At 72.8% G+C, this 25458-nt stretch carries 7 protein-coding genes and 1 pseudogene; 3 read left to right on the forward strand and 5 right to left on the reverse strand.

Annotation, left to right across the window (positions count from 1 at the left end; all coding sequences use genetic code 11):
* Positions 1-146: 146 nt before the first annotated feature.
* Both ACFVBH_RS29935 and ACFVBH_RS29940 read right to left on the reverse strand, forming a co-directional pair.
* Positions 147-1355 (reverse strand): annotated as a pseudogene (locus tag ACFVBH_RS29935) (glycosyltransferase); the annotation flags it as partial.
* Positions 1352-2647 (reverse strand): condensation domain-containing protein, encoded by a 1296-nt coding sequence (locus ACFVBH_RS29940; protein ID WP_379006693.1) that lies wholly within the window; start codon positions 2645-2647, stop codon positions 1352-1354. The gene ACFVBH_RS29940 and the pseudogene ACFVBH_RS29935, both read right to left, overlap by 4 nt.
* A gap of 292 nt (positions 2648-2939) precedes the next feature.
* Between ACFVBH_RS29940 and ACFVBH_RS29945 the strand changes: the two genes are divergently transcribed.
* Entirely contained in the window at positions 2940-3509 is a 570-nt protein-coding gene (locus ACFVBH_RS29945; RefSeq protein ID WP_379006697.1) for an NAD(P)H-dependent oxidoreductase, read from the forward strand.
* Positions 3510-3601: 92 nt separating this feature from the next.
* Entirely contained in the window at positions 3602-5263 is a 1662-nt protein-coding gene (locus tag ACFVBH_RS29950; protein ID WP_379006700.1) for an alkaline phosphatase D family protein, read from the forward strand.
* On the opposite strand, the gene hutH is transcribed toward ACFVBH_RS29950, so the two are convergent.
* The gene (gene hutH / locus ACFVBH_RS29955) at positions 5264-6787 is read right to left on the reverse strand and encodes a histidine ammonia-lyase (protein WP_379006953.1); all 1524 of its coding nucleotides are present in this window, start codon (positions 6785-6787) and stop codon (positions 5264-5266) included.
* Positions 6788-6907: 120 nt separating this feature from the next.
* Here hutH and ACFVBH_RS29960 point away from each other — a divergent pair, with 120 nt between their 5' ends.
* Positions 6908-9163: a M20/M25/M40 family metallo-hydrolase gene (locus ACFVBH_RS29960; RefSeq protein WP_379006702.1), complete on the forward strand. Its 2256-nt coding sequence runs from the start codon at positions 6908-6910 to the stop codon at positions 9161-9163.
* Here ACFVBH_RS29960 and ACFVBH_RS29965 read toward each other — a convergent pair.
* Positions 9144-11651 carry an excinuclease ABC subunit UvrA gene (locus ACFVBH_RS29965; RefSeq protein WP_379006705.1) on the reverse strand — a complete coding sequence of 836 codons (2508 nt, stop codon included), beginning with the start codon at positions 11649-11651 and terminating at the stop codon, positions 9144-9146. The genes ACFVBH_RS29960 and ACFVBH_RS29965 overlap by 20 nt on opposite strands.
* The gene (locus ACFVBH_RS29970; protein WP_379006707.1) at positions 11648-25258 is read right to left on the reverse strand and encodes an amino acid adenylation domain-containing protein; all 13611 of its coding nucleotides are present in this window, start codon (positions 25256-25258) and stop codon (positions 11648-11650) included. The genes ACFVBH_RS29965 and ACFVBH_RS29970 overlap by 4 nt, the downstream gene beginning before the upstream one ends.
* Positions 25259-25458: the final 200 nt, after the last annotated feature.

Consider the following 25458-nt stretch of genomic DNA (forward strand, 5'->3'; position numbering starts at 1 on the left):
GTCTCAACGGACCGAGATGTGACCGACGGGGTCTCGACGGTATGCACCGAGGCCGACGGGGTGACGAGCGGCTGTGTCGAGTTGGCTCCCCCCGATGCCGCGATGGTCGATGCCGGTGAATTCGCGAGGTGCGATTCGATGATGCGCACGGCTTCGCCGATCCCGTCCTCGGCCGCGAGGGCGGCGGCCGTGCGGGCGGCATTCATCCGTACTCCGCTGCCGGTGACCGCGAGGCGGATCGCGGCGGCCAGGCGGTCTGCGGTCAGTTTCGGGTAGGGAATCGTCGCGGCGCTGACCCCGAGCCGGCGCAGGCGTTCGGCCCAGAAGGGCTGATCCGAGTACACGGGCACGGCGACCGCGGGGACCCCCGCGCGCAGGCCCGCCGCGGTGGTTCCGGCTCCGCAGTGGTGCACGACCGCCGCCATGCGCGGGAACAGCCAGTCGTGCGGCACCTCACCGATGGTGAGGATGTCCTCGCCGGTGACGTCGAGTTGGAGCCAGCCCGCCTGCACGACGCCGCGCACACCCGCCTTGGCCAATGCCTCGCCCACGAGTTTCGAGGCCCGGGCGCTGTGTTCGGCGCTGTCGACCATGCTGCCGAAGCTCAGGAAGACCGGGGGCGGACCGGCTTCGAGGAATGTCACCAGCTCGGCGGGCGGTTCCCAGTCCAGCGGCCGCGGCGGCCACCAGTACCCGGTCACCTCGAGGCCCGGCCGCCAGTCCGCCGGACGGGGCACGACGTGCTCGGAATACCCGTGCAGCACCGGCCATTCCGCCGTGGTACGGCGGCGGCGCAGTTCGCGGGCGGGCACCGCGGGCAGGCCCAGTTCCGCGCGCAGATCCGCGATTGCCCCGCCGTAGGCGCGATCCACTATCCACGCGCCCGCCTCGGCGGCCATCCGGTTGCCGAACCCGCCCAGCGAGAACGCACCCATGGACGAGGGCGGATTGTCGGCGGTCGCGGACATCGGCTGGAATCGCAGCCCGATCGCGGGAATCCCCTTGGCCTCGGCGAGCGCGAGACCGGCGAACTCCGCGGGCTGGGAGCACAGCAGCAGATCGGCGGGCTCGTCGCGCAGAGCCTCGATGATGCCCCGGCCGGTGGCGCGCACCCCGGCGGGCGAGGCGAAAGCCCAACCGGCCTTGCGCTTGTCGACGTCCGGGGAGGTCATGTCGATGTCGAGGTTGGTCGCCATGAGCCGGAATTCGAGCCCGCAGCCGGTGACCAGTTCCTCGAAGACCGAATGCGCGGCGACCGTCACCCGATGCCCGGCCTCGCGCAGGCGCACCCCCAGACCGGTCAGCGGCGCGATGTCGCCGCGACTGCCGATGGTGACGATGACTATGCGGCTCATGCGCCCGCCTCCACCGTCGCCAGGATCGAAAGCCACTGCGCCACGATCTCGTTCACCCGCTCGATTCCGATGCCGCCGGTGGGCGAGTGCACCGAGTAGTGCACGCTGCGCACGCCGCCGAGTTCGCTGGTGCCCAGGAACATGCTCAGGTCGAAAACCGTCAGGCGCGCCTGTTCGGCCGAATGCGCGCCCGGAATCCACACGCCGACATCGCCGAGGAAATTGAAGTAGAACTTCGGGAAATTGAATCGCGCCACGTGCGGCCAATTGCGCGGGTCGTGCCAGAAGAGCAGGGTGAAGTCCTCGGGGTGGGCGGGATAGCGCGCGATGGCATCGCGCAGGCGGGCACCGTGATCGCCGGGCGCCGGGCGGACCAGCCAGGGATAGTCGTCCGAGAGCCAGGCCACGGTGCGGCTCAGGTCGGTGCCGGGGCGCAGACGGCTGTAGCGGCCGTGCTTCTGGACCTGGATCGAGCGCGGCACGCCGAGCACGTCTTCGATGGCCAATCCCAGTGCCACCAGCAGGATTCGCGTGTAGGAGGCGTCGAACGCGCCGGGCAGCACGTCGAGCAGGCGGGCGGCGACCGCGCCCTCGATGACGCCGTCCCGGTGCGCGGAGGCCGGTTCGGCGGCGCGCTCGAGCAGGTTGGGTTCCGAATCCGAGGCCGCGAGCCAGGATTCCAATTCCCCGGCGCGGGTGGGCGCGAGCTCATCCAGGAATTGCGCCCACTCCGAACCGGTGATGGGTTCGGGCGTCAGCGAAATGGCTTCGCCCGCTTCCCATTGCCGGCAATAGGTGGCGACGTCGTCCCACATGACCCACATGGCCACGCCGTCGATGGCGATGTGGTGAATGGTGAGCAGCAGGATATTGACGTCGAACGAGCGGGTGAGCAGCGCGGCGGTCACGATCTTGCCGGTCGGCGGATCGATGCGCAGATTACTCTTCGCGGTCTCCTGCGCGATCACCTGCGCGATCTCCTCGGGGCCCACGTCCTCGATGTCGACGAGCCGCAAATCGATTCTGTCGCTGTGTGTTTCGGCGCCGATCTCGGTGTCGATCAGGCAGGCGGCCTGTTCGCCGTAGCTGTACCGGCTGCGCAGCGATTCATGATTGTCGATGAGCGCGCCGAGCAGTTTCCGGCCCTCGTCCGCGCCCATCGACACCGGGACGGGGCAGGGAATGGTGATCCCGAATACGCCCGGATTCGCGTCCCAGGTCAGGAATTTCTTGGCGGCTGCGGTGAGCCGCCCGGGGCGCAGGGCCGACTGGTCCGGCCGGGTGGAATTCATCAGGCAAATATTGAATGCGCAGTGCCGGTTGGCAACTGGCCGGATACCCCAGTCATGACCTCGATCGGCGGGCGGTACCACCGGGCGGAATACCGGCGCCGGCGGGTACCACCGGCAGGGGTACCCGCGCTCGCGTCCGCCGAGGTGGGCACGGCGGATCGAATCCGGCGATTCGCCGAGGCGAAATGCCGTTCCCGCCACCGGATGGCAAGTCCGCCGGGTACATTCGATCGGCCCGTCACGATCTCGACCATCGCTGCCGTGAAGTTCCCGCGCGTCCACCGGAGGAGTCATGACACCGCTGCATGTTCTCGCGCTCGTCGGCAGTCTGCGCGAGGCACCGGTGAGCAGACTGCTGGCCGAGGCCGCCGAGCGGACGGCGCCGCCCGGCATCGAGGTGGCGATCTTCGAGGGGCTGGACCAGCTGCCCGGCGTCCCGGCGGAAGGCGACGGATCCGCCGAGGACTCGGAGGCGGTCGCACGGCTGCGCGAGTCGATTCTGGTCGCGGACGCGGTGCTGGTGTTCGCGCCCGCTATCGACGATCTGCTGCCCGGCCCGTTGCGCGCCGCCATCGACTGGGCCTCGCGCCCCTACGGCGAGGGTGCGCTGGAGGGCAAGAAGACCGCGCTGCTCGCACCGGCCGGCGGGGTGAGCGCGCAGGCGCGCGCCCTGGTCGACCTGCGCAGAATCATCACCGTGGCCGGGGGCGTGCTGGTGGAGAACGCGTGCGCGACCATCGGCCGGGGTGCGGACCGGCCCGAGCACGAGCATCCGGCCGACGACGCCGACACCGTCGCGCAGCTCGCCGAGCAGTTGCGCCTGCTCGGCACGGCGGTGCGGCCCGGAGCGGTGCGCACCTGATCGCGGCCCCGGACACCGGGCGGTAAGCCGAAGTTCCGCGGGGCACCGCTCGGTGTTCACGAGCCACCCGCGTCCGGGACGTACCGTGAGATATGGCCATGTCGCGTCGGCAGTTACTGAGATTCGGCGCCGCCGGATCCGCCGCGGTGCTCGCCGGCACCGGCGTCGCCGCCGGTTCCCGGTTCACCCGGACCCGTCCGCTGGGCGGCTACCCCTTCCGGCTCGGGGTCGCCTCGGGTGATCCGCTGCCGGACGGAATCGTGCTCTGGACACGGCTCGCACCCGACCCGCTCGCCCCGGACGGGCACGCGGGGATGGCGAACGCACCGGTCACCGTGGAGTACGAGGTCGCGCACGACGAGGCGTTCACGCGCGTGGTCACGCGCGGCAGCGCGACAGCCACCCGCGAACTGGGCCACAGCGTGCATCCGGAGATCACCGGTCTGGAGCCGGACCGGTGGTACTTCTACCGCTTCCGCGCGGGCGCGGACATCTCACCGATCGGGCGGACGCGCACCGCGCCCGCCGCCGGGCAGGCCATGGCGCGCATGCGCTTCGCCTTCGCCTCGTGCCAGTCCTGGAGTTCGGGGTACTTCACCGCCTACGACCACATGGCCCGCGAGGACCTGAACCTCGTGGTGCACCTGGGCGACTACATCTATGAACGGGCCTGGACCAACGGCCGCGGGCAACCGGACGAGGAGGCGCCCACCGGTGAGGCCGTGGACCTGCGCGGTTATCGGCTGCGCTATTCGCAGGCCAAATCCGATGATTCGCTGATGACCGCGCACGCCGCGTTCCCGTGGCTGGTCACGATGGACGACCACGAGGTGGACAACAACTGGGCGGGCGATACCGGCGGGATCGGCGTGGACGTATACCGCTACCTGTCCCCCATCTTCCGCCGGCGCCGGGCCGCGGCCTTCCAGGCCCTGTACGAGCATCAGCCGCTGCGGATCGCGCAAATGCCCAGTGGCCCGAACATGCTGCTGCACCGGCGCTACGGATTCGGCGACCTGGTGGACTTCACCCTGCTGGACACCCGCCAGTACCGCAGCAAACAGGCGTGCGGCGACGGCAGCCTGGTGTCCGGCTGCGACGATCGGTACGCCGATGACCGCACGATTCTCGGTGCCCGCCAACGGGATTGGCTACTGGACGGGCTCACCTCCTCCCCCGCGCGCTGGCAGATCCTGGGCAATCAGGTGGCCATGGCGCGCTCGGATTACGACCCCGGGCCCGCGGTGCGCCTGGGCACCGACGCCTGGGACGGCTATGTCGCGGACCGCAATACGCTGCTGGGCGCGGCGGCCGACCGCGACGTGCGCAATCTGGTGGTGATCACCGGGGACCGGCACCACAACTACGCGGCGGATCTGCGGCGCGAGTTCGACGATCTCGAATCCGCGGTCGTCGCGGCCGAATTCACCGGCACCTCGATCAGCAGCGGCGGCGACGGCGCGGATATGAACGACACCGGTCGCACCCTGCTGGCCGCCAATCCGGATGTGAAGTTCTTCAACAGCCAGCGCGGATACGTGCGGGTCACCCTCGATCACGAGCGGTTGCACAGCGACTTCCGGGTCGTCCCGTACATCCGCCGACCGGGCGCGCCCATCGCCACCCGGGCGGGCTACGTGGTGCGCGACGGCGTGCCCGGGGTCGTGGAGGCGTGGAGCCCGGCCGCCCCGGATTCGGGCGCGGCAGCGGATTCCGCCAACCGGGCGGGCGGGGTGCGCGGGAGCGGCAACTGATCAGTCCAGTGGGCCGGTGATCGATTCCGCGGCCGCGACCAGTGCCCCGGTGGCGGCCAGGCGCACCGCCGCGGCGATCTCGGGCGCGAGATAGCGATCGGCGCCGGGCCCGGGGACCGACTCTCGCAGCGTCGCGATGACCGCGGCGGTCGCGGGCGCCGGGGACAGCGGCGCGCGCAGGTCGATTCCCCGTGCGGCGGTGAGTATCTCGATGGCGAGCACCCGGGTTAGGCCGTCGACGGAGCGGCGGAGCTTGCGGGCCGCGGCCCAGCCCATGGAGACGTGATCCTCCTGCATCGCCGAGGACGGTATCGAATCGGTGCTGGCCGGATTCGCCAGCCGCTTGAGTTCGGACACGATCGCGGCCTGGGTGTACTGGGCGATCATGTGGCCGCTGTCGACGCCCGGATCGTCGGCCAGGAAGGCGGGCAGCCCGTGATTGCGCGCCACGTCCAGGAAGCGGTCGGTGCGCCGCTCGCTCATGCTCGCCACGTCGGCGGCGGCGATGGCCAGGAAGTCCAGCACGTAGGCGACCGGGGCGCCGTGGAAATTGCCGTTGGATTCCACGCGCCCGTCCAGGGTGACCACCGGATTGTCCACCGCGCTGGCGAGTTCGCGCTCGGCGACCGTGCGGGCGTGGGCGAGGGTGTCGCGGGCCGCGCCGGCGACCTGCGGGGCGCAGCGCAGGGAGTACGCGTCCTGGACACGGGCGCAGTCCGCGCCGCGATGGCTGGCCACGATCGCCGAATCCGCCAGCAGGCGACGCATGTTCGCCGCGGCGGCCGCCTGGCCCGGATGCGGGCGCAGGGCCTGCAGATCCGCGGCGAACACCCGATCGGTGCCGAGCTGACCCTCCACGCTCATGGCCGCGGCCACATCGGCCAGCCGCAGCAGGTGCTCGAGGTCGGCCAGCGCCAGCACCAGCTGGCCCAGCATGCCGTCGGTGCCGTTGATCAGCGCCAAGCCCTCCTTCTCCCCGAGCACCACCGGGCCGAGACCGTGCCGGGCCAAAGCGTCGGCGGCGTCCAGGATTTCGCCGTCGGCGGTGCGCACCCGCCCTTCCCCCATGACCGCCAGGGCGACGTGCGCCAGCGGGGCGAGATCGCCCGAACAGCCCAGGCTGCCGTATTCGTACACGACCGGGGTGAGCCCGGCGGCGAGCAGATCGGCGTAGGCCCGGGCGAGTTCGGGTCGCACGCCGGTGCGGCCGGTGGCCAGGGTGGACAGGCGCAGCAGCATGAGCGCGCGCACGACCTCGGATTCGACCTCGGGTCCGGATCCGGCGGCATGCGAGCGGATGAGACTGCGCTGCAACCGCGTTCGCAGCTCCGGCGGAATGTGCCGGGTGGCGAGCGCGCCGAAGCCGGTGGAAACGCCGTACACCGGCTTCGGATCGGCGGCGAGCTCGCGAATCCGGGCGTGGCTCACGGCCATCGCGGTCACGGACTCCGCGGCCAGTTCCACCGCGGCGCCGTACCGCGCCACGCGGAGAACCTCATCGCGTCCGACGGGCCCGACGCCCACCGTGACGGGACCGTCCGGCGCAGGTCGGGCGGCGGTGTGATCGATGGAGGCGCGCAGCGGCCTCTCCCTTCTCCTCGGCGAGCTCGAACCCCCGGGCACGATCATGCCTAGTATCGGAGTATGCGGGTGGGACGAGGAATTTCCGGGCTTCTGGCATTCGCGCTACTGCTGGTGTTGGCGGTGATGTCGGCGTGGGATCAGCAACCACATGGTTTCCGCGGCGAGTCCGCGCCCGGGGACGTGTTCAGCGCCGAACGGGCGCAGCGCGTCATCGAGGAGATAGCGCGGGCCCCGCACGCGGTCGGCTCGGCCGAACACGCCCGGGTGCGTGATCATTTGGCGGACGAACTGCGGAATCTGGGGCTGGCGACCGAGATTCAGCGCGGCGTCGGCACCTACCCCGGTGGCCTGAGCGCCCCCGAGTCGGCCTTCGCGCAGGTATCCAACATCGTGGCCACGCTGCCCGGCGCCGATTCGACCGGCACCGTGTACCTGACGGCGCACTACGATTCGGTCACCTCGGGCCCCGGCGCGAACGACGACAGCGTGGGCGTCGCGGCGATCATGGAAACGGTGCGCGCGCTGCGGGACGGCGACGGCACGCTGCGCAACAACGTGGTGGTGCTGCTGACCGATGCCGAGGAGCCCGGCCTGCTCGGGGCGGAGGCCTTCGTGGCGGCGGGCGGCTACGACAAACGCGGGGTGGTGATCAATCACGACGCGCGGGGCGCGAGCGGTCCGGCGCTGCTGTGGCGCATCACCCACCCCGACGGCCCGCTGATCCGCGCGGTGGCGCGCGCGCCGTATCCCAACACCGATTCCACGACCACGGCCGCCGCGGGCGCGGGCATCCCCAGCAGCACCGACTTCGTCTCCTTCGAATCGGGTGAGTTGCGGGTGCTGGATTGGGCTTTCGCGGGCAGCAGCGCCTATTACCACAATCGCGAGGACACCCCGGAGCACGTCAACCTGCCCACGGTGCAGCAGCTGGGCGAGAACACGCTGGCGCTGACAAGGGATTTCGGGCAGCGGGATCTGGCGGAAACGAGCGACGGCGCCGACGCCGCCTATTTCCCACTGCCTTTCGCCGGTCTGGTCGTGATCCCGGCGTGGGTGATCCTGGTGCTGGCCGCGCTGGGAACGCTGGGGGTGATCGGACTGGCGTGGTGGGTCCGGCGGGCCGGCGAGGCCAGTGTGAAGGCGATCGCCGGCGGCGCGATCACGCTGGTGGTCGCGGTGCCGATCGCGGTCGCGGCGACCTACGGGCTGTGGTGGCTGCTGCAGGAGATCCGCCCCGCGTATCAGGCCTCGCCGGTGGATCCGTATCGGCCGGAGTTCTTCCACATCGCGGTGCTGGTGTTGTCCACGGCGGTGCTCATCGGCTGGTATGCCTTCGCGCGCCGGGTATTCGGGCCCACCGGCACCGCGATCGGCCTGCTGGCCGGGGTGACACTGCTGGGAGCCGGGATCGCGGTGGTGTCCCCGCCCGCGGCACAGGTGCTGGTGCTGCCCGCGGCCGCGGCGGTGCTGGGGGTCGGCGCGAGCTTCGTCATCGGGGATCCGTGGCGGCTGCCGGTGCTGACCCTGCTGCTGGCGCCCGCTGCGCTGTTCCTCGGCAGCACGGCCTGGGCCGGGGTGCAGACCGGACTGGTCACCGCGCCCTTCCTGGCCGCGCCGGCGATCGTGCTGCTGGGCGCGCTGCTGTTGCTGACACTGAGCCGGAGTTGGCCGGCCCGGCGGGGCTGGCTCGTTCCCGGTGCGGCCCTCGTGCTCACGGTCGTGCTCGCGGCCGCCGGGATGGCGGTGGACAGGTTCGACGATCGGCATCCGCGGCTGTCGCAGATCATCTACGCCCTGGACGCCGACCGGGCGCAGGCCCGATGGCTCTCGATGCTCGCCCCGGACGCGTGGTCGCGGGACTTCGTGAGCACGGGCGGGCCCGAGGGGTCCTTCGCCGAGCTGTGGGATTACGCGGTCGCCACGGGCGACGCTCCGGCCCAAGCGCTTTCGGTCCCGATCGCCGAGGTGACCTCCGATCGGACCGAGGCGGGCCGGCGCACGGTGACCCTGCGCATGCGGTCCACGCGCGGCGCGTATCGGCTGGATCTGCGCTGGCCGGACGGGGCGGTCGAGTCGGTGAAGGTGGCGGGCCGCACGGCGCATTCGCTGCCCGAGCACGGTTTCCGCTTCTGGGCCCCGCCCGCGGAGGGCGTCGAGGTGGAACTGTCGGCCCCGGCCGGGGCGCTGCCGCTGACGCTGGTGGACTACACGTGGCTGCCGGACTCGGGCATCGAATCCTTCGGCACGCCACCACTGGACACGTACTTCCGGCAGGACAGCACGGCGGCCGTCTTCGTCAGGGTGCCGGGTCTGTAGGCCGCGCGTTCAGGCGCCCGCGCAGGTAGCGGCCGGTCGGGCTGCCGGTGGCCGCGGCGATCCGCGCGGGCGTCCCGGCGGCCACGATCCGGCCGCCCTCGGGTCCGCCGCCGGGGCCCATGTCGATCACGTGGTCGGCGTCGCCGATGAGATCCAGGTCGTGGTCGATGGCCACGATGGTGGCCCCCGCCCGCAGCAGCCGCTCGAACACCCCGACCAGGGTGCGCACGTCGCCGGGGTGCAGTCCGGTGGTGGGCTCGTCGAAGACGTAGAGCACGTGGGTCTGCGCCGAGCGCAAGCCGCCGGCCAGGCGCATGCGCTGGGCCTCCCCGCCGGACAGCGCGGGGGTGGGCTCGCCGAGCGCCAGGTAACCGAGCCCGACTTCGCGCAGGGCCTGCAACGGCGCGCCGATCCGCGGTACGCCCGCGTAGCGATCGGCGGCGTCGGCGACGGTGAGGGCCAGCACGTCGGCGATGGTCAGCCCGTCCACCCGCACCTCGAGCGTCTCGGCGTTGTAGCGGGCACCGTGACAGGCCGGGCAGGTGATCGTCATGTCCGGCAGGTACTGCACGTCCAGGGACACCTCGCCGAGGCCGGTGCACACCGGGCACTGCCCGCCCTTGACGTTGTAGGAGAAACGGCCTGCGCCCCAGTGCCGTTCGCGCGCGAGCGGGGCCGCGGCGAACAGCGCGCGCAGCCCGTCGAACGCGCCGGAGTAGGTGGCCGGGGTGGAACGGCTGTTGTTGCCGATCGGCGTGGAGTCCACGGTGACGACCCGGGTGATCCCGGCGGCGTTCAGTTCCGCGACGTGTCCGGGCAGCGGCTGCCCGTTCAGCGTCCGGGTCAGCGCGGGCACCAGGCTGTCCAGGATGAGGCTGGTCTTGCCCGAGCCGGAGACGCCGGTGACCAGGGTGAGCCGCTCCAGCGGAATACGCGCGGTCACCCCGTGCAGGGTGTAGAAGTCGCCGACGGTGAGCTCGAGGTGCGGGTCCGCCGCCCGCACCGGCCGCGCCTGGCGCGCGTGCGGTTCGGCCGCGCCCGAAAGATAGGGGCCGGTGATCGAATTCGGGTCGGCGGCCAGTTCGGCGGCGGTGCCCCGGGCGATGACCCGCCCGCCCGCGCGGCCCGCGCCCGGTCCCATTTCGATGAGGTGATCGGCCCAGCGCAGCAGTTCGACCTCGTGATCCACCATCACCACCGAATTGCCGTTGCCGACCAGGGCACGGATCACCGCGCGCAGGCCCTCGACGTTGGCCGGGTGCAGGCCGATGGAGGGCTCGTCCAGCACGTAGAGCATTCCGGTGGAACGGGTTTGCAGGGTCGAGGTGAGCTGGATGCGCTGGCGCTCCCCCGTCGAGAGCGACTCACCGGCGCGGTCCAGGCTCAGATAGCCCAGGCCGAGGGTGCGCAGCGGTTCGATGGCGCGCACGAACTCGGTGGTCAGGCGGGTGGCGAGGGCGTGCATGTCGGCGGGCAGGGCGGCGGCCAGTTCGGTTGCCCAGGGCTCCAATTCGGCCAGGGTCAGCGCGCTGGTCTCGGCGATGGTGCGATCACCGATCAGGGTGGTGAGCGCCTCTGGACGCAGCCGGGCGCCGTGGCAGGCCGGACAGGTGTGCAGGGTGAAGAATTTGCTCAGTCGCTCGCGCGTGGTCTGGCTGGCGCTGTTCGCGAGTGAATGCCGCACCGCCGCACGGGCGTTCTCGTAGGTGCCGTTGAGTTCGGCGGCCCGCCCGGATTTGGTGGTGACCACCACGTGCCGCTTCTCGGCGGGGCCGTTCAGGACGATCTCGCGCTCGCGCGCGGTCAGGTCGCGGTAGGGCACGTCGATGCGGACGCCGAGCTGTTCGGCGATCTGCGGCTGGAAGTCGCGCAGCGGCAGCTTCCACGGCGCGACGGCGCCGTCGGCGATCGACAGGTCCGGATCCGGGATCAGGGCCGCGTCGTCGATCTCCTCGACGGTGCCCAGACCGCCGCAGCGCGGGCACGCGCCGAAGCTGTCGAAGGCGAAGGACTCCGCGCCCGGCAGTTCGAACTCGCCGCCGCACTCGGGCAGGTCCACCCGGCCGCGCAGCGCGGTGTCCAGCGACGGGGGCAGCCGGAAACCCGTGGGGCACAGGTGGGAACCGAGCCGCGAGTACATCAGGCGCAGCACGTTGTAGACCTCGGTCATGGTGCCCACGGTGCTGCGCCGGCCGGGGATCGGCGGGCGCTGGCGCAGGGCCAGGGTGGCGGGCAGGAAGTCGATGCGGTCCACGTCGGGTCGCTCGGCCTGGCTGATCCGGCGGCGCGTGTAGGTGGACAGCCCGCCGAGCAGTCGCTGATAGCCCTCGCCGTAGAGGACGTCCATGGCGAGCGAGGATTTCCCCGAGCCCGAGAGCCCGGTGATCGCCACCCAGGACCAGAGCGGGATGTCGACGGTCAGCTCGTCGAGGTTGTGCACGCGCGCACCGACCACGTGGATGGCCGCGGGCAGGTGCTCGGTGCTCATCCGCCGTTCCAGTGCAGCTGCAGCCCGCGGGCGATCTCGGTCAGCGGAATCGGCTGCGCCATACCGATATGCGTGGCCCGGATCGGGATGTCGAGGACGTCGCCGGTGACGTGCTCGTGCCAGCTCGCCGCGGGCCGGCGGTCGGCGATCGCCGTGCCGGTCGCGGTGAAGTGCACCAGGTCGCCGCGGAAACGGCCGCCGGGTTCGCCGGCCACGGGCCGGGTGAGGGCGGCGGTGGCGCGTTCGACCAGGTCCGGGGGGAAGCTCTCGGCCGCGTGGGTCAGTTCCGCCATGCCGTGCAGCTCGGCCCAGGCCGCGGCGGCGTCGTGCGGTTCGGGGGCCGCGACGCCGTCGGGCGGCGCGCTGTCCATCAAGGCCAGCAGCGCGACCTCCGCCCCCTGATCCTGGAGCCGGACCGCGATCTCGTGGGCGATGCGCCCGCCGAGCGACCAGCCCAGCAGCCGATACGGCCCGGTGGGTCGCACACGCAGGATCTCGTCCACGTAGCGGGCCGCGTAGTCGTGCAGGGTGGCGTAGGGCTCCTCGCCGCACGCGACCCAGGGGTCCTGCAGGCCGTACAGCGCGATCGAGGGGTCGAGCCGGGTGAGCAGTCCGGCGTAGGGCCAGGCCAGCCCGCCCCCGGGATGCACGCAGAACAGGACATCCCCGTCGGTGCGGCGCAGCGGCAGCAGCACCCGGTAGGACTCGTTCGCGGTGGCGTCGAACGGGTCAGCGCCCGCGGCGGCGAACCGCTCGGCCAGTGCCCGCACCCGGGGCGCTTCGAAGAGATCGCGCAGGGCCACGGCGCCGTTCAGGCGGGCGATGACCCGGGCGGCGGCGAGGGAGTTGCCGCCGAGGGCGAAGAACTCGTCGTCCAGCCCGACGCGGTCGAGCCCGAGGACCTCGGCGAAAGCGGCCGCCACCGCCTGTTCGGCGGGGTGCACCGGGGCCAGGTAGTCCGTGCGGACCGGTGGCGGGGTGGGCAGGGCGGAGCGATCCACCTTGCCGTTCGCGGACAGCGGCAGGTGGTCCAGCGGCACGATGGCCGGGCGCAGGTAGTCGGGGAGCCGCTGTGCCGCAACCGAGCTCAGTTCGGCCGGGTCGAGCGTGTGACCCGGCTCCGGTACCACGTAGGCCACCAGGGCCGCGCCCGCCGGGCCGTCGGTGCGGGTGGCGACGACCTGGGCGACGCCGGGCGCGCCGGCCAGCACCGCCTCGATCTCACCGGGTTCCACCCGCATTCCGCGGATCTTGATCTGGAAGTCGGTGCGGCCCTGGTATCGGAGTTCGCCCGCGTCGGTCCAGGAGACGAGATCGCCGGTGCGATAGAGCCTCTCGCCGGGCCCGCCGAACGGGTCGGCGACGAAGCGGGCGGCGGTGCCCGCGGGGCGGCCGAGGTAGCCGCGCGCCACCCCGGCGCCGCCGATGTACAGCTCGCCGACCGCCCCGACGGGGAGCGGGCGCAGCGAGCGGTCCAGGACGTAGCAGCGCGTGCCCACGGCGGGCCCGCCGATGGTGATCGGGCGGCTGCCGTCGAGCGCTCCGCTCACGGTGCTGAGCACCGTGGTCTCGGTGGGGCCGTAGGCGTTGACGAGCCGGCGGCGCTCGCCCCAGATCGCGGCGACGGCGGGCGGGCAGGATTCGCCGCCGGTGATCACCACGGCGAGATCGGGCAACAGCGCGGCCGGGGTACAGGCCAGCACGGCGGGGGTCACGCAGGCGTGGGTCACCCGTTCGCGGCGCAGCAACTCGGCCAGCTCGGGGCCGGCGTAGATCTCGGGCGGGGCGATGACCAGGGTCGCGGCTGCGTCCGCGGCCAGCACCAGTTCCCACACCGAGACATCGAAACTCGGTGCGGCCAGGCACAATACGCGCGAGGTCGAATCGGCGCCGATGCAGCGCGCCTGGGTGGCGGCCATGTTCGCGAGGCCGGTGTGCGACACCACCACCGCCTTGGGCCTGCCGGTGGAGCCCGAGGTGTGCATGACGTAGGCGGCGTTGGCCGGGCGCGCGTCACGGGCCGGGATGCGCGAGCGTTCGGGTCCGGGTGCGCCGACCTCGCCCGCGGGGTCCAGGATCAGCACCTCGATGTCCGGCAGCGCGGCATAGGCCGCGTGCTCGGCGGCGGTGGTGAGCAGGACGCGGGCGCCGGTCGCGGCGAGCATGGCGGACAGGCGGGCGGGCGGGCAGCCCGGATCGAGCGGCAGGAAGGCCGCGCCCGACTCGGTGACGCCCCAGCACGCCACCGCCCAGGCCGCCGAGCGCGACATACCCAGGGCCACCACGTCTTCGGGGCCGATGCCGTGTGCGCGCAGTCGACGGGCCAGGCGCAGGGCGCGCGCGTCCAGCTCACGATAGGTCAGCGCGATGTCGCCGTACCGCAGCGCCTCCGCGCCGGGGGCCCGGCGCACGGCCGAGTCCAGCAGATCCGGGAGCAGCAGATCGACCTCGGCGGTCTCGGTGCGATTCCACTCCTCCACCACCAGCCGGTACTCGTGGCCGCCCAGGATGCCCAGCCGCGCGGTGGGCCGGTGCGGCGCGGCGGCCGCGACTTCCAGCAGGCGGCGGTAGCGCCCGAGCAGGGCGGTGATGGTGCCGTGGTCGAAGAGTTCGGTGGCGTACTGCACTTCGACGCGGAGGTCGGAATCCACCGGGGTGCAGACGAATTCGAGATCGAAGCGCGCGGTGGCGACCGGCGCGAGCACCGGTTCGGCCCGCAGGCCCGGCAGCCGGAGCCGAATCGGGTCCAGGTTCTGCAGCACCAGCATGACCTGGAACAGCGGGTGCCTGGCCCGGGACCGCGGCGGATCCAGGGCCTCCACCACCTGCTCGAACGGCAGCTCGGCGTGCGCGAAGGCCCCCAGATCCGCCTCGCGCACGCGTGCCAGCAGCGCCGAGAACGACTCGGCGGCATCGACTTCCACCCGCAGCGCCAGCGTGTTGACGAACATGCCGACCAGCTCGTCCAGGGCGGCGGCGCCCCGGCCCGCGACCGCGGTGCCGACGGTGATGTCGTCGCCGCCGGACCACGCCGAGAGCAGCAGGGCCAGCCCGGCGTGCAGGGTCATGAAGAGCGAGGCGTCGTGCTGTTCGGCCAGCTCCCGCAGCGCGGTGACGACCGGGGCGGGAATCGTGCAGGCGACGGTGCGGCCGTGCAGGCCCGCGACCGGCGGGCGGGGCCGGTCGGTGGGCAGGCCCAGTTCGGCGGGCGACCGCGCGAGAGTCGCCGTCCAGTAGTCGAGTTGGCGGTTCAGCTCGGACCGCGGGTCCTCGGGTGCGCCCAGGACCTCGCGCTGCCACCGGGCGTAGTCGATGTACTGCACACCGAGCGGCTCGCGGTCGGGACGGTCGCCGCGCAGGGCGGCCGCGTAGCCCTCGGCCAGATCACGGGCCAGTGGCGCGAGCGAATAACCGTCGGCGCCGGCGTGGTGCACGACGAAGGCCAGCAGCCACTCCCGAGGCTCCCCCGCGCCCTCGCCCACCGCGAACAGCGCGTAACGCACCGGCACTTCGGTCGTGAGATCGAAGGGGGCGGAGCAGAATTCGCCGAGTGCCGCCTCGGCGTCGAAGGTGTCGCAGTGCTGTACGGCGAGTTCGCGCGGTACGGGCCGGGCCGCGACCACCCGCTGTTCGCCGACGCCGTCGCGGTGCGGGTAGAACGTGCGCAGCACCTCGTGCCGGGTCACGACGTAATGCAGGGCCGTCCCCAGTGCGGCGACGTCCAGGGTTCCGGTCAGGCGCACGACCAGCTGGATGTTGTAGGCCGGGGATTCCGGGTCCAGGCGGTTCAGCAGCCACAGTCGCTGCTGCGCGAAGGACATCGGGGATCGGTCCCCGCGCGCGACCGCCCGCGGTTCCGGCCGGGCCGGGCGCGGCGAATCCGCCAGGCGCGCGGCGAGTCCCGCGACGGTCGGCGCGTCGAAGACCTCGCGGACCGGAACCTCGGCGCACAGTTCCGCACCCACCCGGGCCGCGACCCGGGTGGCGCTGAGCGAGTTGCCGCCGAGCCGGAAGAAGTCGTCGTCCAGACCGATCCGCTGCACCCCGAGCACCTCGCCGAAGGCCCGGGCCACCGCACGTTCGGGCGCGGTGACCGGGGCGCGGAAAAGCTCGGCGTCCGGTGCGGGCGCGGGCAGCGCGGCCCGGTCCACCTTGCCGTTGACGGTCAAGGGCAGGCGTTCGCACGGGACGATGACCGCCGGGGTCAGATACCCGGGCAGCCGCCGTGCCACGTTGGCGCGCAGTCGAATCGGGTCGAGCGCGACGCCGCGTGCGGAGGTGACGTAGGCGACGATCCGGGGTTCGCCGGGACCGTCGGCCCGGACCATCGCCACCGCCTGGGCGACACCGGGCAGGCTCGCCACCGCCGCCTCGACCTCGCCGAGCTCGATGCGCTGCCCGCGCAGCTTGATCTGGGAATCGGTGCGGCCGACGAAGATCAGCGCACCGTCCGCGCGCCTGCGCACCGCGTCCCCGGTGCGGTACATGCGGCCGGGGGCGAACGGGTCGGGCAGGAATCGCGCGGCGGTCGAGCCGGGGCGCGCGCAATAGCCGCGCGCCACACCCGGACCCGCGACGTAGAGCTCGCCGAGCACCCCGTCCGGCACGGGGGCGAGCCGTTGATCCAGTACGTAGCAGCGCATTCCGGCGGCCGGGCCGCCGAGCGTCACGGGCTGATCCGATTCCTGCGGCGCGCTGATGTTGGAGACGATGGTGATCTCGGTGGGGCCGTAGGCGACGAGCAGGTCGCGATCGGCGGCCCAGCGGGCGGCCACGGCCGGGGCGACGGTCTCGCCGCCGGTCACCACCGTGCGCAGAACGGGTGCGCCCCCGGCGGTTTCGAGGACGCCCGGGTCCATGGTGGCCAGCACCGCGGGTGTGATGAAGGCGTGGGTCACGCGGGCCGCAGACAGCAGGCTCGCCAGTTCCGGGCCGGCGTAGACCTCCGGCGGCGCGATCACCAGCGTCGCGCCCGCGCCCGTCGCGAGCAGCACCTCCCACAGCGAGGCGTCGAAGCTCGGGGAGGCGAGTTGCAGGACGCGGGAATCCGCGTCGACCGCACAGTGCTCGGCCTGTGCCGCGATCGTGTTCGCCAGACCCGCGTGGGTGACGATCACCCCCTTGGGCACTCCGGTCGACCCGGAGGTGAACAGCACGTAGGCCGCATCGGCCGGACGGATCGGGCGCACCCGATCGGCGTCGGTGACGGCCCCGGCGCAGACCCCGCCCGGGTCGGCCGGCAGCCCGTCCTCGACCACCAGCCAGGGCAGATCGGGGAGTTCGGGCCGGGCGCCGGGGCCCGTCAGGCCCAGCGCCGCGCCGGAATCGGCGAGCATGAGGGCGATCCGCTGCCCGGGATGGCCCGGATCCACCGGCAGATACGCGGCGCCGGTCTTGGCCACGGCCCACAACGCGACCGCCCATTCCACGGAGCGGCGCAGGGCCACGGCCACCACGTCGCCGGGGCCGATGCCACCCCCGATCAGCAGGCGGGCCAGTCGATTCGAGCGCTCGTCGAGTTCGCGATAGGTGAGCGCGCGATCGCCGCACGCCACGGCGCGAGCCTCCGGGAACCGGGCCACCGTCCGCGCGAGGATCTCGGGCAGGGTGATCCGTACCGGGTTCGCCTCGTGCGCGCCCGCGGCCAGCACCCGCCGGCGCTCACCGGCCGAGAGCACGTCCACGCTGTGGATCGGGCGGTCGGGATGACCGGCGACGGCGGTGAGCACCCGCCGGAATCGATCGATCAGCGACTGCGCGGTGCCGGCATCGAACAGCTCGGTGTCATAGCGCAGCAGGATCACCAGGCCCGAATCGCGCTCGGTGAGTTCGAATTCCAGGTCGAATCGAATCGCCGTGGCGGGCGCGGCGAGCGTCTCCACGCGCACGCCGGGCAGGCGCAGTTCGGGCACCTCGAAGTTCCGGAAGGACAGCGCGACCTGGAACAGCGGATGCCGGGCGGCGGAACGCGGTAACCGCAGCGCCTCGACGATGTGCTCGAACGGCGTCTGCGCGTGGGCCATGGCGTCCAGATCCACCTCGCGCACGCGGTCCAGCAGCTCGGCGAAGGACGCGTCGGGATCGACCGGCACCCGCAGCGGCACCGAGTTGACGAACATGCCGACCACATCGTCCAGACCGGGCGCGGCACGGCCGGCGGTGGGTGTGCCGATGACGATGTCGCCGGTGCCGGCCAGTTTGGCCAGCAGCAGCGCCAGCGCGGCGTGGGTCACCATGAACATCGAGGCGCGGCGGGCTGTTGCCAGTGCGCGCAGCCGAGCCGTGATCGGTTGCGGCAGAACCGATTCCACGCTCGCACCCGCGTGGCCGGCGACGTCCGGGCGCGGCCGGTCCAGGGGCAGCGCGAGTTCGATCGGGGCGTCGGCCAGGGTCGTGCGCCAGTACGAGAGCTGCCGGGTCAGCTCGGAACTCGGATCGCCGGGGCTGCCCAGCAGCTCGTGCTGGGCGCGGGCGTGGTCGGCGTAGCGGGTGGTGAGCACGGGCCAGTACGGCGCGGTGCCCGTGGTGCGGGCGGTGTACGCCGCCGCGAGATCACGCGCGAGCGGGGCGAGGGAGAACCCGTCGGCGTTCACATGGTGCACGACCAGGGCGAGCACCCATTCGGATCGGTGCGCGGCGTCGCCGGAGGCGTCGACCGCGAAGAGCCGGGCGCGCACCGGCGGAGCGGCGGCCAGGTCGAAGGGCTGGGCCTCGAAGTTCGCCAGGGCGCGTTCCAGCCGGGCGGGCGGGATGCGGCGGATGTCCATCGCGCCGACATCCTCCTGCGCCACCGCCTGATACGGCACGCCCTCGTGTTCGGGGAAGTAGGTGCGCAGGGCTTCGTGGCGCTGCACGACGTCGGCAACGGCCGCCGCCAGCGCCACCACGTCCAGTGCGCCGCCCAGCCGGACGGCCAGCAGAATGTGGTAGGCCGCGCCCGCGCCGCCACGATCCAGCAGCCAGATGCCCCGCTGCGCGCAGGACAGCGGCACCCGATCCGGTTCCGCGACCGGTTCGGGTGCGGCGGAATCGGATTCGAGGTCGGCACGCGCCGACAACCGTTCCTCGAGCAGGCGGGCCAGGCCGGGAACGGAGGGTTCGTCGAAGAGGTCACGCGACCGGACCACCGCCGCGCCCGCGAGTTCGGCCCGCAGCAGCGTCACCGCGGCGGCCGCGCTCAGGGAGTTCCCGCCGAGGGCGAAGAAGTCGTCGGACCGTCCGACCGGGTCGGCCACCAGCACCCGGGCGAACACCCGCGCGACGAGTTCCTCGGTGGCCGTGGCCGGTTCGTGGAAGGCGACCCGCGCTCGCTCGGGGGCGGGCAGGGCCGCGCGGTCGAGTTTGCCCGCCGGGGTGAGCGGTAGGTGATCCAGTATCCGCACCTGTGCCGGAACGTAGTGCGCGGGCATCCGATGCGCGATCGCGGCGCGCAACGGCTCGGGATCGGCGGTCGCACCCGGTGCGGGCACGACGTAGGCGACGAGTTCGGGGTCCCCCGGCCCGGTGCGCAGGACCACCGCGGCCTGGGCCACGCCGGGCACCGCCGACAGCGCGGCCTCGACTTCGCCGGGCTCCAGTCGCACCCCGCGCACCTTGACCTGGAAGTCGTTGCGGCCGTGGAAGTCCAGTGTGCCGTCGGTCCGCCACGACCCGGTGTCACCGGTGCGGTACATGCGGGACCCGGGCTCGCCGAAGGGATCGGGCACGAAGCGCGCGCCGGTCCGGCCGGGCCGGTGCGCGTAACCGCGCGCCACCCCGGTGCCCGCCACGTAGATCTCGCCGATGACGCCGGGCGGGACCGGTCGCAACCGCGGGTCCAGGACGTGCACCCGGGCTCCGGCCACCGGTGCGCCGATCGGGACCGGCCCGTCCGCGGCGCGCAGCGGACGGGTGACCGTCGCCCAGACGGTGGTCTCGGTGGGACCGTAGGCGTTGACGAAACACCGGTTCGGCGACCAGCGCCCGGCCAGTTCGGGCGAGCAGGTCTCCCCGCCGGCCGCCAGCAGCCGCAGGTCCGCCAGCTCCGCCGCGGGCAGGGTCGCCAGCACGCGCGGGGTCAGCATGGCGTGCGTGATGCGTTCGCGGGCCAGGAAATCGGCCAGCTCGGGCCCGGCGTACACGTCCGGGGGCGCGATCACCAGGGCTCCGCCGGAGCACAGGGCCTGCAGCAGTTCCCAGATCGAGGCGTCGAAGGCGGGCGAGGAGACCGAAAGCACGCGGGCGCGCGGATCGGCGTCACAGCGCTGCGCCTGGGTCACCACGACGTTCGCCAGTCCGGCGTGGGTGATGCACACCGCCTTGGGGATGCCGGTGGATCCGGAGGTGTACACGAGATAGGCCGGGTGGGCCAGGTGCAGCGGCCGGGTCCGGTCGGCGTCGGTGACGGGCTCGGCGCTTTCGCCGAGTTCGCCGAACTCGAGGGACAGCCACTGTCCGCCGTGCAGGTCCACCGGCTCCGCGCCGGGACCGGTGATCCCCACGCGCACCAGGGAATCGGTGAGCATGAGGCGGACGCGCTCGGCGGGTGTGCCGGGGTCCATGGGCAGCGCCGCCGCACCGGCGTGCGCGACCGCGCACATCGCCACCACCCATTCCAGCGAGCGGGGCAGCGCGATCGCCACCACGTCCTCCGGGCCCGCGCCCAGCGCTATCAGTTTGCGCGCCAAGTGATTCACCCGGAGCGACAGCTCGTGATAGGTCAGCGCGCGGTCCCCGCACACCACCGCCGCGGCCCCCGGCGCGTACGCGGCGGCCCGGGTCAGCAGCAGCGGCAGCGTCGCGGGGACGGCTTCGCCGCCCGCGTTCCACTCCCCCAGCGCCGTGCGCTCGGCCGCGGACAACAGCTCCAGTTCACCGACCGGCACGCTGGAATCCCGTGCCAGCTGGTCGAATACACGGATCAGGCGATCGGCCAGGGCGGTCATGTCCGGCCCGTCGAACAGATCCGTGGCGTAGTCCAGGGTCAGGGACAGCCCCGCCGCCGTCTCGGCGAAGGTGAACTCCAGATCGAATTTGGCCACCGGCAACGGGATGTCGAGCGACTCCGCGTGCAGGCCGGGCAGGTCGAACGCGGTCGCTCCGGCTGCGCGCAGCGACAACCCGACCTGAAACAGCGGGTGCCGGTCGCGGGCGTGCGGCAGCCCGGCCGCGCGCACCACCCGCTCGAACGGCGCGTCGTCGTGCGCGAAGGCCGAGAGGTCGATATCGCGGACCCGCGAGAGCAATTCGGCGCACGACTCGGCGTGGTCCACCGGGACGCGCAGCACCAGGGCGTTGACGAACATGCCGATGAGGTCGTCCAGCCGGGCGTCGCCGCGCCCGGCGACCGGGGTGCCCACGGCGATGTCGGCGCCGCCAGAGACCCGGGCAAGCAGCGCGGTCAGGCCCGTGTGCAGCACCATGAACAGGGTCGCGCCGTGCCGGTGCGCGAGTTCGCGCAGGCCGGCCACGGTGCGCTCGGGCAGTTCGCCGGTGACTCGCGCCGCCCGGCGGGTGCGCCGGGCGGGGCGCGGACGATGGGGCGGGAGACCGGATTCCGGTGGCAGGCCGTCGAGGGTTGTACGCCAGTAGCCGAGTTGGCGGGACAGTTCCGATTCCGGATCGGTGTCGTCCCCGAGCACCTCGCGCTGCCACAGCGTGTAGTCGGCGTACTGCACCGGCAGCGGGGTCCACTCCGGTGCGGCACTGCGCAACCGGGCGCGGTAGGCGGTCGCCAGGTCGCGGGCGAAGGGCGCGAGCGACAGGCCGTCGGCGATGATGTGATGCGCCAGGACGGCGAGGACGTGGCGTTCGGCGACGGGCTGCGCGGCGGATTCGGCACCGGGGGCGGCAGTCTCGGCAGCGACGTTCTCGGCGGCGACAGTCCCGGCGGTGACGGTCCCGACGCCGGTAATCTCAGTGGCGACGGTCCCAGCCGCGGTGGTCCCAGCCACGACGATCTCAACGGCGGAGGTCCCGGCAGCGGCAATCTCGGCGGCTGGAATATCAATGACGACAGGCTCGGCGGCAGCGGGCCCGGCGGCGGCAGTCCCGGCGGCAGCAGACCCCGCGGCGGCAGACCCCGCAGCAGCAGACCCCGCGGCAGCGGACCCGGCAGCGGCAGACCCCGCGGCAGCGGAATCCAGCACCCGGAGCAGGCGAATGCGAAGGGGGGACCCGTGCGCCAGATCGATGCCCGCACCGCCGAATTCGCGCAGCTCACGATGCACCGCGGCCGCGGGCACCGGTTCCGGCGTCAGCGCCCGCACCACCGCGCCGACCGGTGAGAGCCGCTGCAGCACACCGTCGTCCGTCTCGTGGAACACCGTGCGCAGGGCCTCGTGGCGACCGACCACATCGGTCAGCGCGGCGGTCAGCGCGCTCGCGTCCAGCGGGCCGGTCAGGTGCAGGGCGAGCAGCATGTTGTAGGACGGCGCGGCCGGATCGAGCCTGTTGATCAGCCACAATCGCTGCTGCGCGTAGGACAGCGGCACCCGCTCGGGACGCGGCCGCGGCGCCGGTCGCGCGCGCTCGGCCAGCAGATCCCGGGCGCCGACGCGCTCGGCGAAGCCCGCGACGGTGGGCGCGTCGAACAGATCGCGCACCCCCGCCGCCACGCCCAGCGCCGCACCCACCCGAGCGGCCACCACGGCCGCGCTCAGCGAATCCCCGCCCAGCGCGAAGAAGTCCGCGTCCAGGCCGATGCGGGCGGCGCCACCCGCGGGCGCGGCCGGGAGTTCGGCGAACGCGGCGGCGACGGCCTTCTCCGCCACCGTGACCGGTGCGCGGTAGACGGTCGCCGGCGCGGCGGGAGCCGGCAGCGCCCGCCGGTCCACCTTGCCGCTCGGGGACAGCGGGAACCGGTCGAGCAGTACGATCGCGGGCACCATGTACCCCGGCAGTCGCTGGGCGGCGGCCACTTCCAGCTCTCGCGTGGTGAGCAGGAATCCCGGTTCCGGCATGGCGTACGCGACGATGCGCGGGACCCGCGGGCCACCGTGCAGCACGACGACCGCCTGCGCGACGCCGGGGCAGTCGGCGAGCACCGCCTCGATCTCCCCGAGTTCGATCCGCAGACCGCGCAGCTTCACCTGCGCGTCGGCGCGGCCGTGAAAGACCAGCGCGCCCGCGGCATCCCGGGTCACCAGGTCGCCGGTGCGGTAGATCCGCGCACCGGAGCCGGTGAACGGGTCCGCCACGAAACGGGCCGCGGTGAGCGGGAATCGGCCGAGGTAGCCGCGGGCCAGTCCCGGGCCGCCGAGGTACAGCTCACCGACCACGCCCGGCGGCACGGGGCGCAGCCAGGGGTCGAGCACGTGGGCGCGCACGCCGGGCACCGGGTCGCCGAGGGTGATGGGGCGGTCCGGAACCATCGGGCCGAGGTGGGTGACGATGCTGGCCTCGGTGGGCCCGTACATGTTGACCAGGGTGCGCCCGCGCGCCCACGCGGCGACCACGGCCTGCGGGCAGGCTTCGCCGCCGGTGGCCAGCAGTCGCGGCGCACCCGGCGCGGGCGCGGTGGCCGCCAGCACCGCCGGGGTCAGGAAGGCGTGCGTGATGCGCTCGCGGCACAGGAATTCGGTCAGGCGCGGGCCCGCGTACGCGTCCTCGGGGGCGATCACGAGGGTGGCGCCGGTCGCGGTGAAGAGCAGCTCCCACAGCGAGGCGTCGAAGGTGGGCGCGGACCCGCACAGCACGCGGTCGCCGGGACCGGCAGGCAGCGAAACAGATTGGGCGGCCAGCAGATTCGCCAGGCCCGCGTGCGTCACCGCGACGCCCTTGGGCGCGCCGGTGGAGCCCGAGGTGTAGATGACGTAGGCCGGATGGGCCGGGTGCGCTGGACGGGGGCGGTCGGCGTCGGTCACGGGTGGCGCGCCGGCGGCGGCGTGGTTCCGCGTCGGCTCGTCCAGGACGATCCAGTCCGCGACCGCGCGCACTTCGCCGGCCAATTCGGCCGTGCCGGTATCGATTCCGACGCGGACGCCGCATTCGGCGAGCTGGGCGCGAACCCGTTCCACGGGATGGCCCGGATCAATCGGCAGGTACGCGGCGCCGGCGGCGAGCACACCGCGCAGGGCGATCAGCCAGTTCACGCTGCGCCGGGCGGGGACAGCCACCACGTCACCGGGGCCGATGCCGAGCCCGCACAGCCTGTGCGCCAGCGCATTCGAGAGTGCTTCGAGCCGCGCGCCGCTGAGCACGGTATCGCCGCAGACCACGGCCTGCTCGACGTCGTGGCGCGCGGCGGCGGCGAACAGCTCGGGCAGTGCGACCGGGTCCGTCCCGCGCTCGCCGGGCGCGGCGCGCAGTGCGGCGACCTCGGACTCGGACAGCAGGCCGATCCGCCCCACCGGGGTATCCGGGCCGGCCGCCACGAAATTGCCGAGGAATAGCAGGAAGCGGTTCAGGTGGTCGTCGAGTTCGGGTTGGTCGTACCTGTCCGGATTGGCGAGGATGTCGACCGACAGACCCTCCGCGGCGCCCGCGCGGTACAGGTTGAAATGGGTGTCGGCGACCGATCCCGAAGCGAGGATGCGGTATTCGCCGATCGCCGCGCCGAAGCGGCTCGTGCGTTCGAAGAACATCAGGTTCACGGTCGGGCCCGCGACCTGCTCGGCACCGACCCCGAGATCGCGGCGCAGTTCCTCGAAGCGATAGCGCTGATGGCGCAGGCCCCCGGTGACGTCGCGGGCGGCGGCGATCACGAGTTCGCGCACCGTCACCGCGCCCGCGCAGCGCAGCCGGACGGGCAGCACGTTGGCGAGCATGCCGCCCGACTTCTTCAGCGCGGCGGTGGTGCGCGCCGAGGCGGCCAGCCGCAGCAGGGGTTCGGTCTCCCCGGTGCAGCCCGCCTGGAACGCGCAGATCGCCGCGACCAGCAACTGCGCGGGACTCGCGCCGCAGTCCGCGGCCAGGCGTTCGAGCTCCAGCCAGCGCGCCGGACTCAGCGCGCCGGCGGCCCGCAGCGCGGGCGGCAGCGGCGCCCGGCCGCGGCGCACGCGCGCGGGGCCGGGCGCGGGCAGCGGCGCGGTCCAGTCCGAGAAGCGTTCCCGCCAGTACTCGCGGTCGGCGAGAAAGCGCGCCGAGGACCGGTATTCGGCGTCGGCGGCCTGAATGCGGGCAGGGGACAATCCGCCGAAGGACGGCGGTTCGGCCCGCGCCAGCAGCGCCTCGTACCACTGCCCGATCCGGGCGATCAGACTCAAGCCGCCGTAGCCGTCGATGGCCACGTGATGCATCTGCGCGTACCAGATGTGGTGTTCGGGTCCGACCCGCAGCAGCGCGCCCGCCCACAGCGGAGCGTCGAGCAATTCGATGGCGCTGCGATGGCGGCGATTCATCCAGTCCAGCGCGGCCGCATGCGGTTCGGGCTCGCCGGCGCAGTCCACGCGCTCGAGGCCGCCGCCGATGTCGGGCGCCATCCACTGGTACGGCCGCCCGTCGACCTGACCGATCCGGAGCCTGCCGACGCCGAATTCCTCGAAGGCCCGCCGCGATGCGGCGTCGAACAGGTCGGCGTCCAGCGCGCCGCGCAGTTCCAGGTAGTGCGCCTGGCCGGGCAGCGCGCGCGGGCGGCGGCCCGCGGCGTCGGCACGGTGCCCGAGGTCGTCCGCAAGCCACAATTCCATTTGGGCCCTGGACAATTCGAACGGCACGGAGTGGAGAACGTCCGGAGAATCGGCGAGCACTGTCCCTCCCGGAGTCGAGACCTGCGGAAAACGCCGGGCGAGTTCGAATTACGCGCCCGTGATTGCGGACAGTACCGGAAGTTTGCTGGAAGTCTGCTGTCATTCGATCCGTGCCGTAAGTGGACGAATGATCAGGCGGG

This window comes from Nocardia sp. NPDC057668 (assembly GCF_042799795.1).
Classification (GTDB): domain Bacteria; phylum Actinomycetota; class Actinomycetes; order Mycobacteriales; family Mycobacteriaceae; genus Nocardia.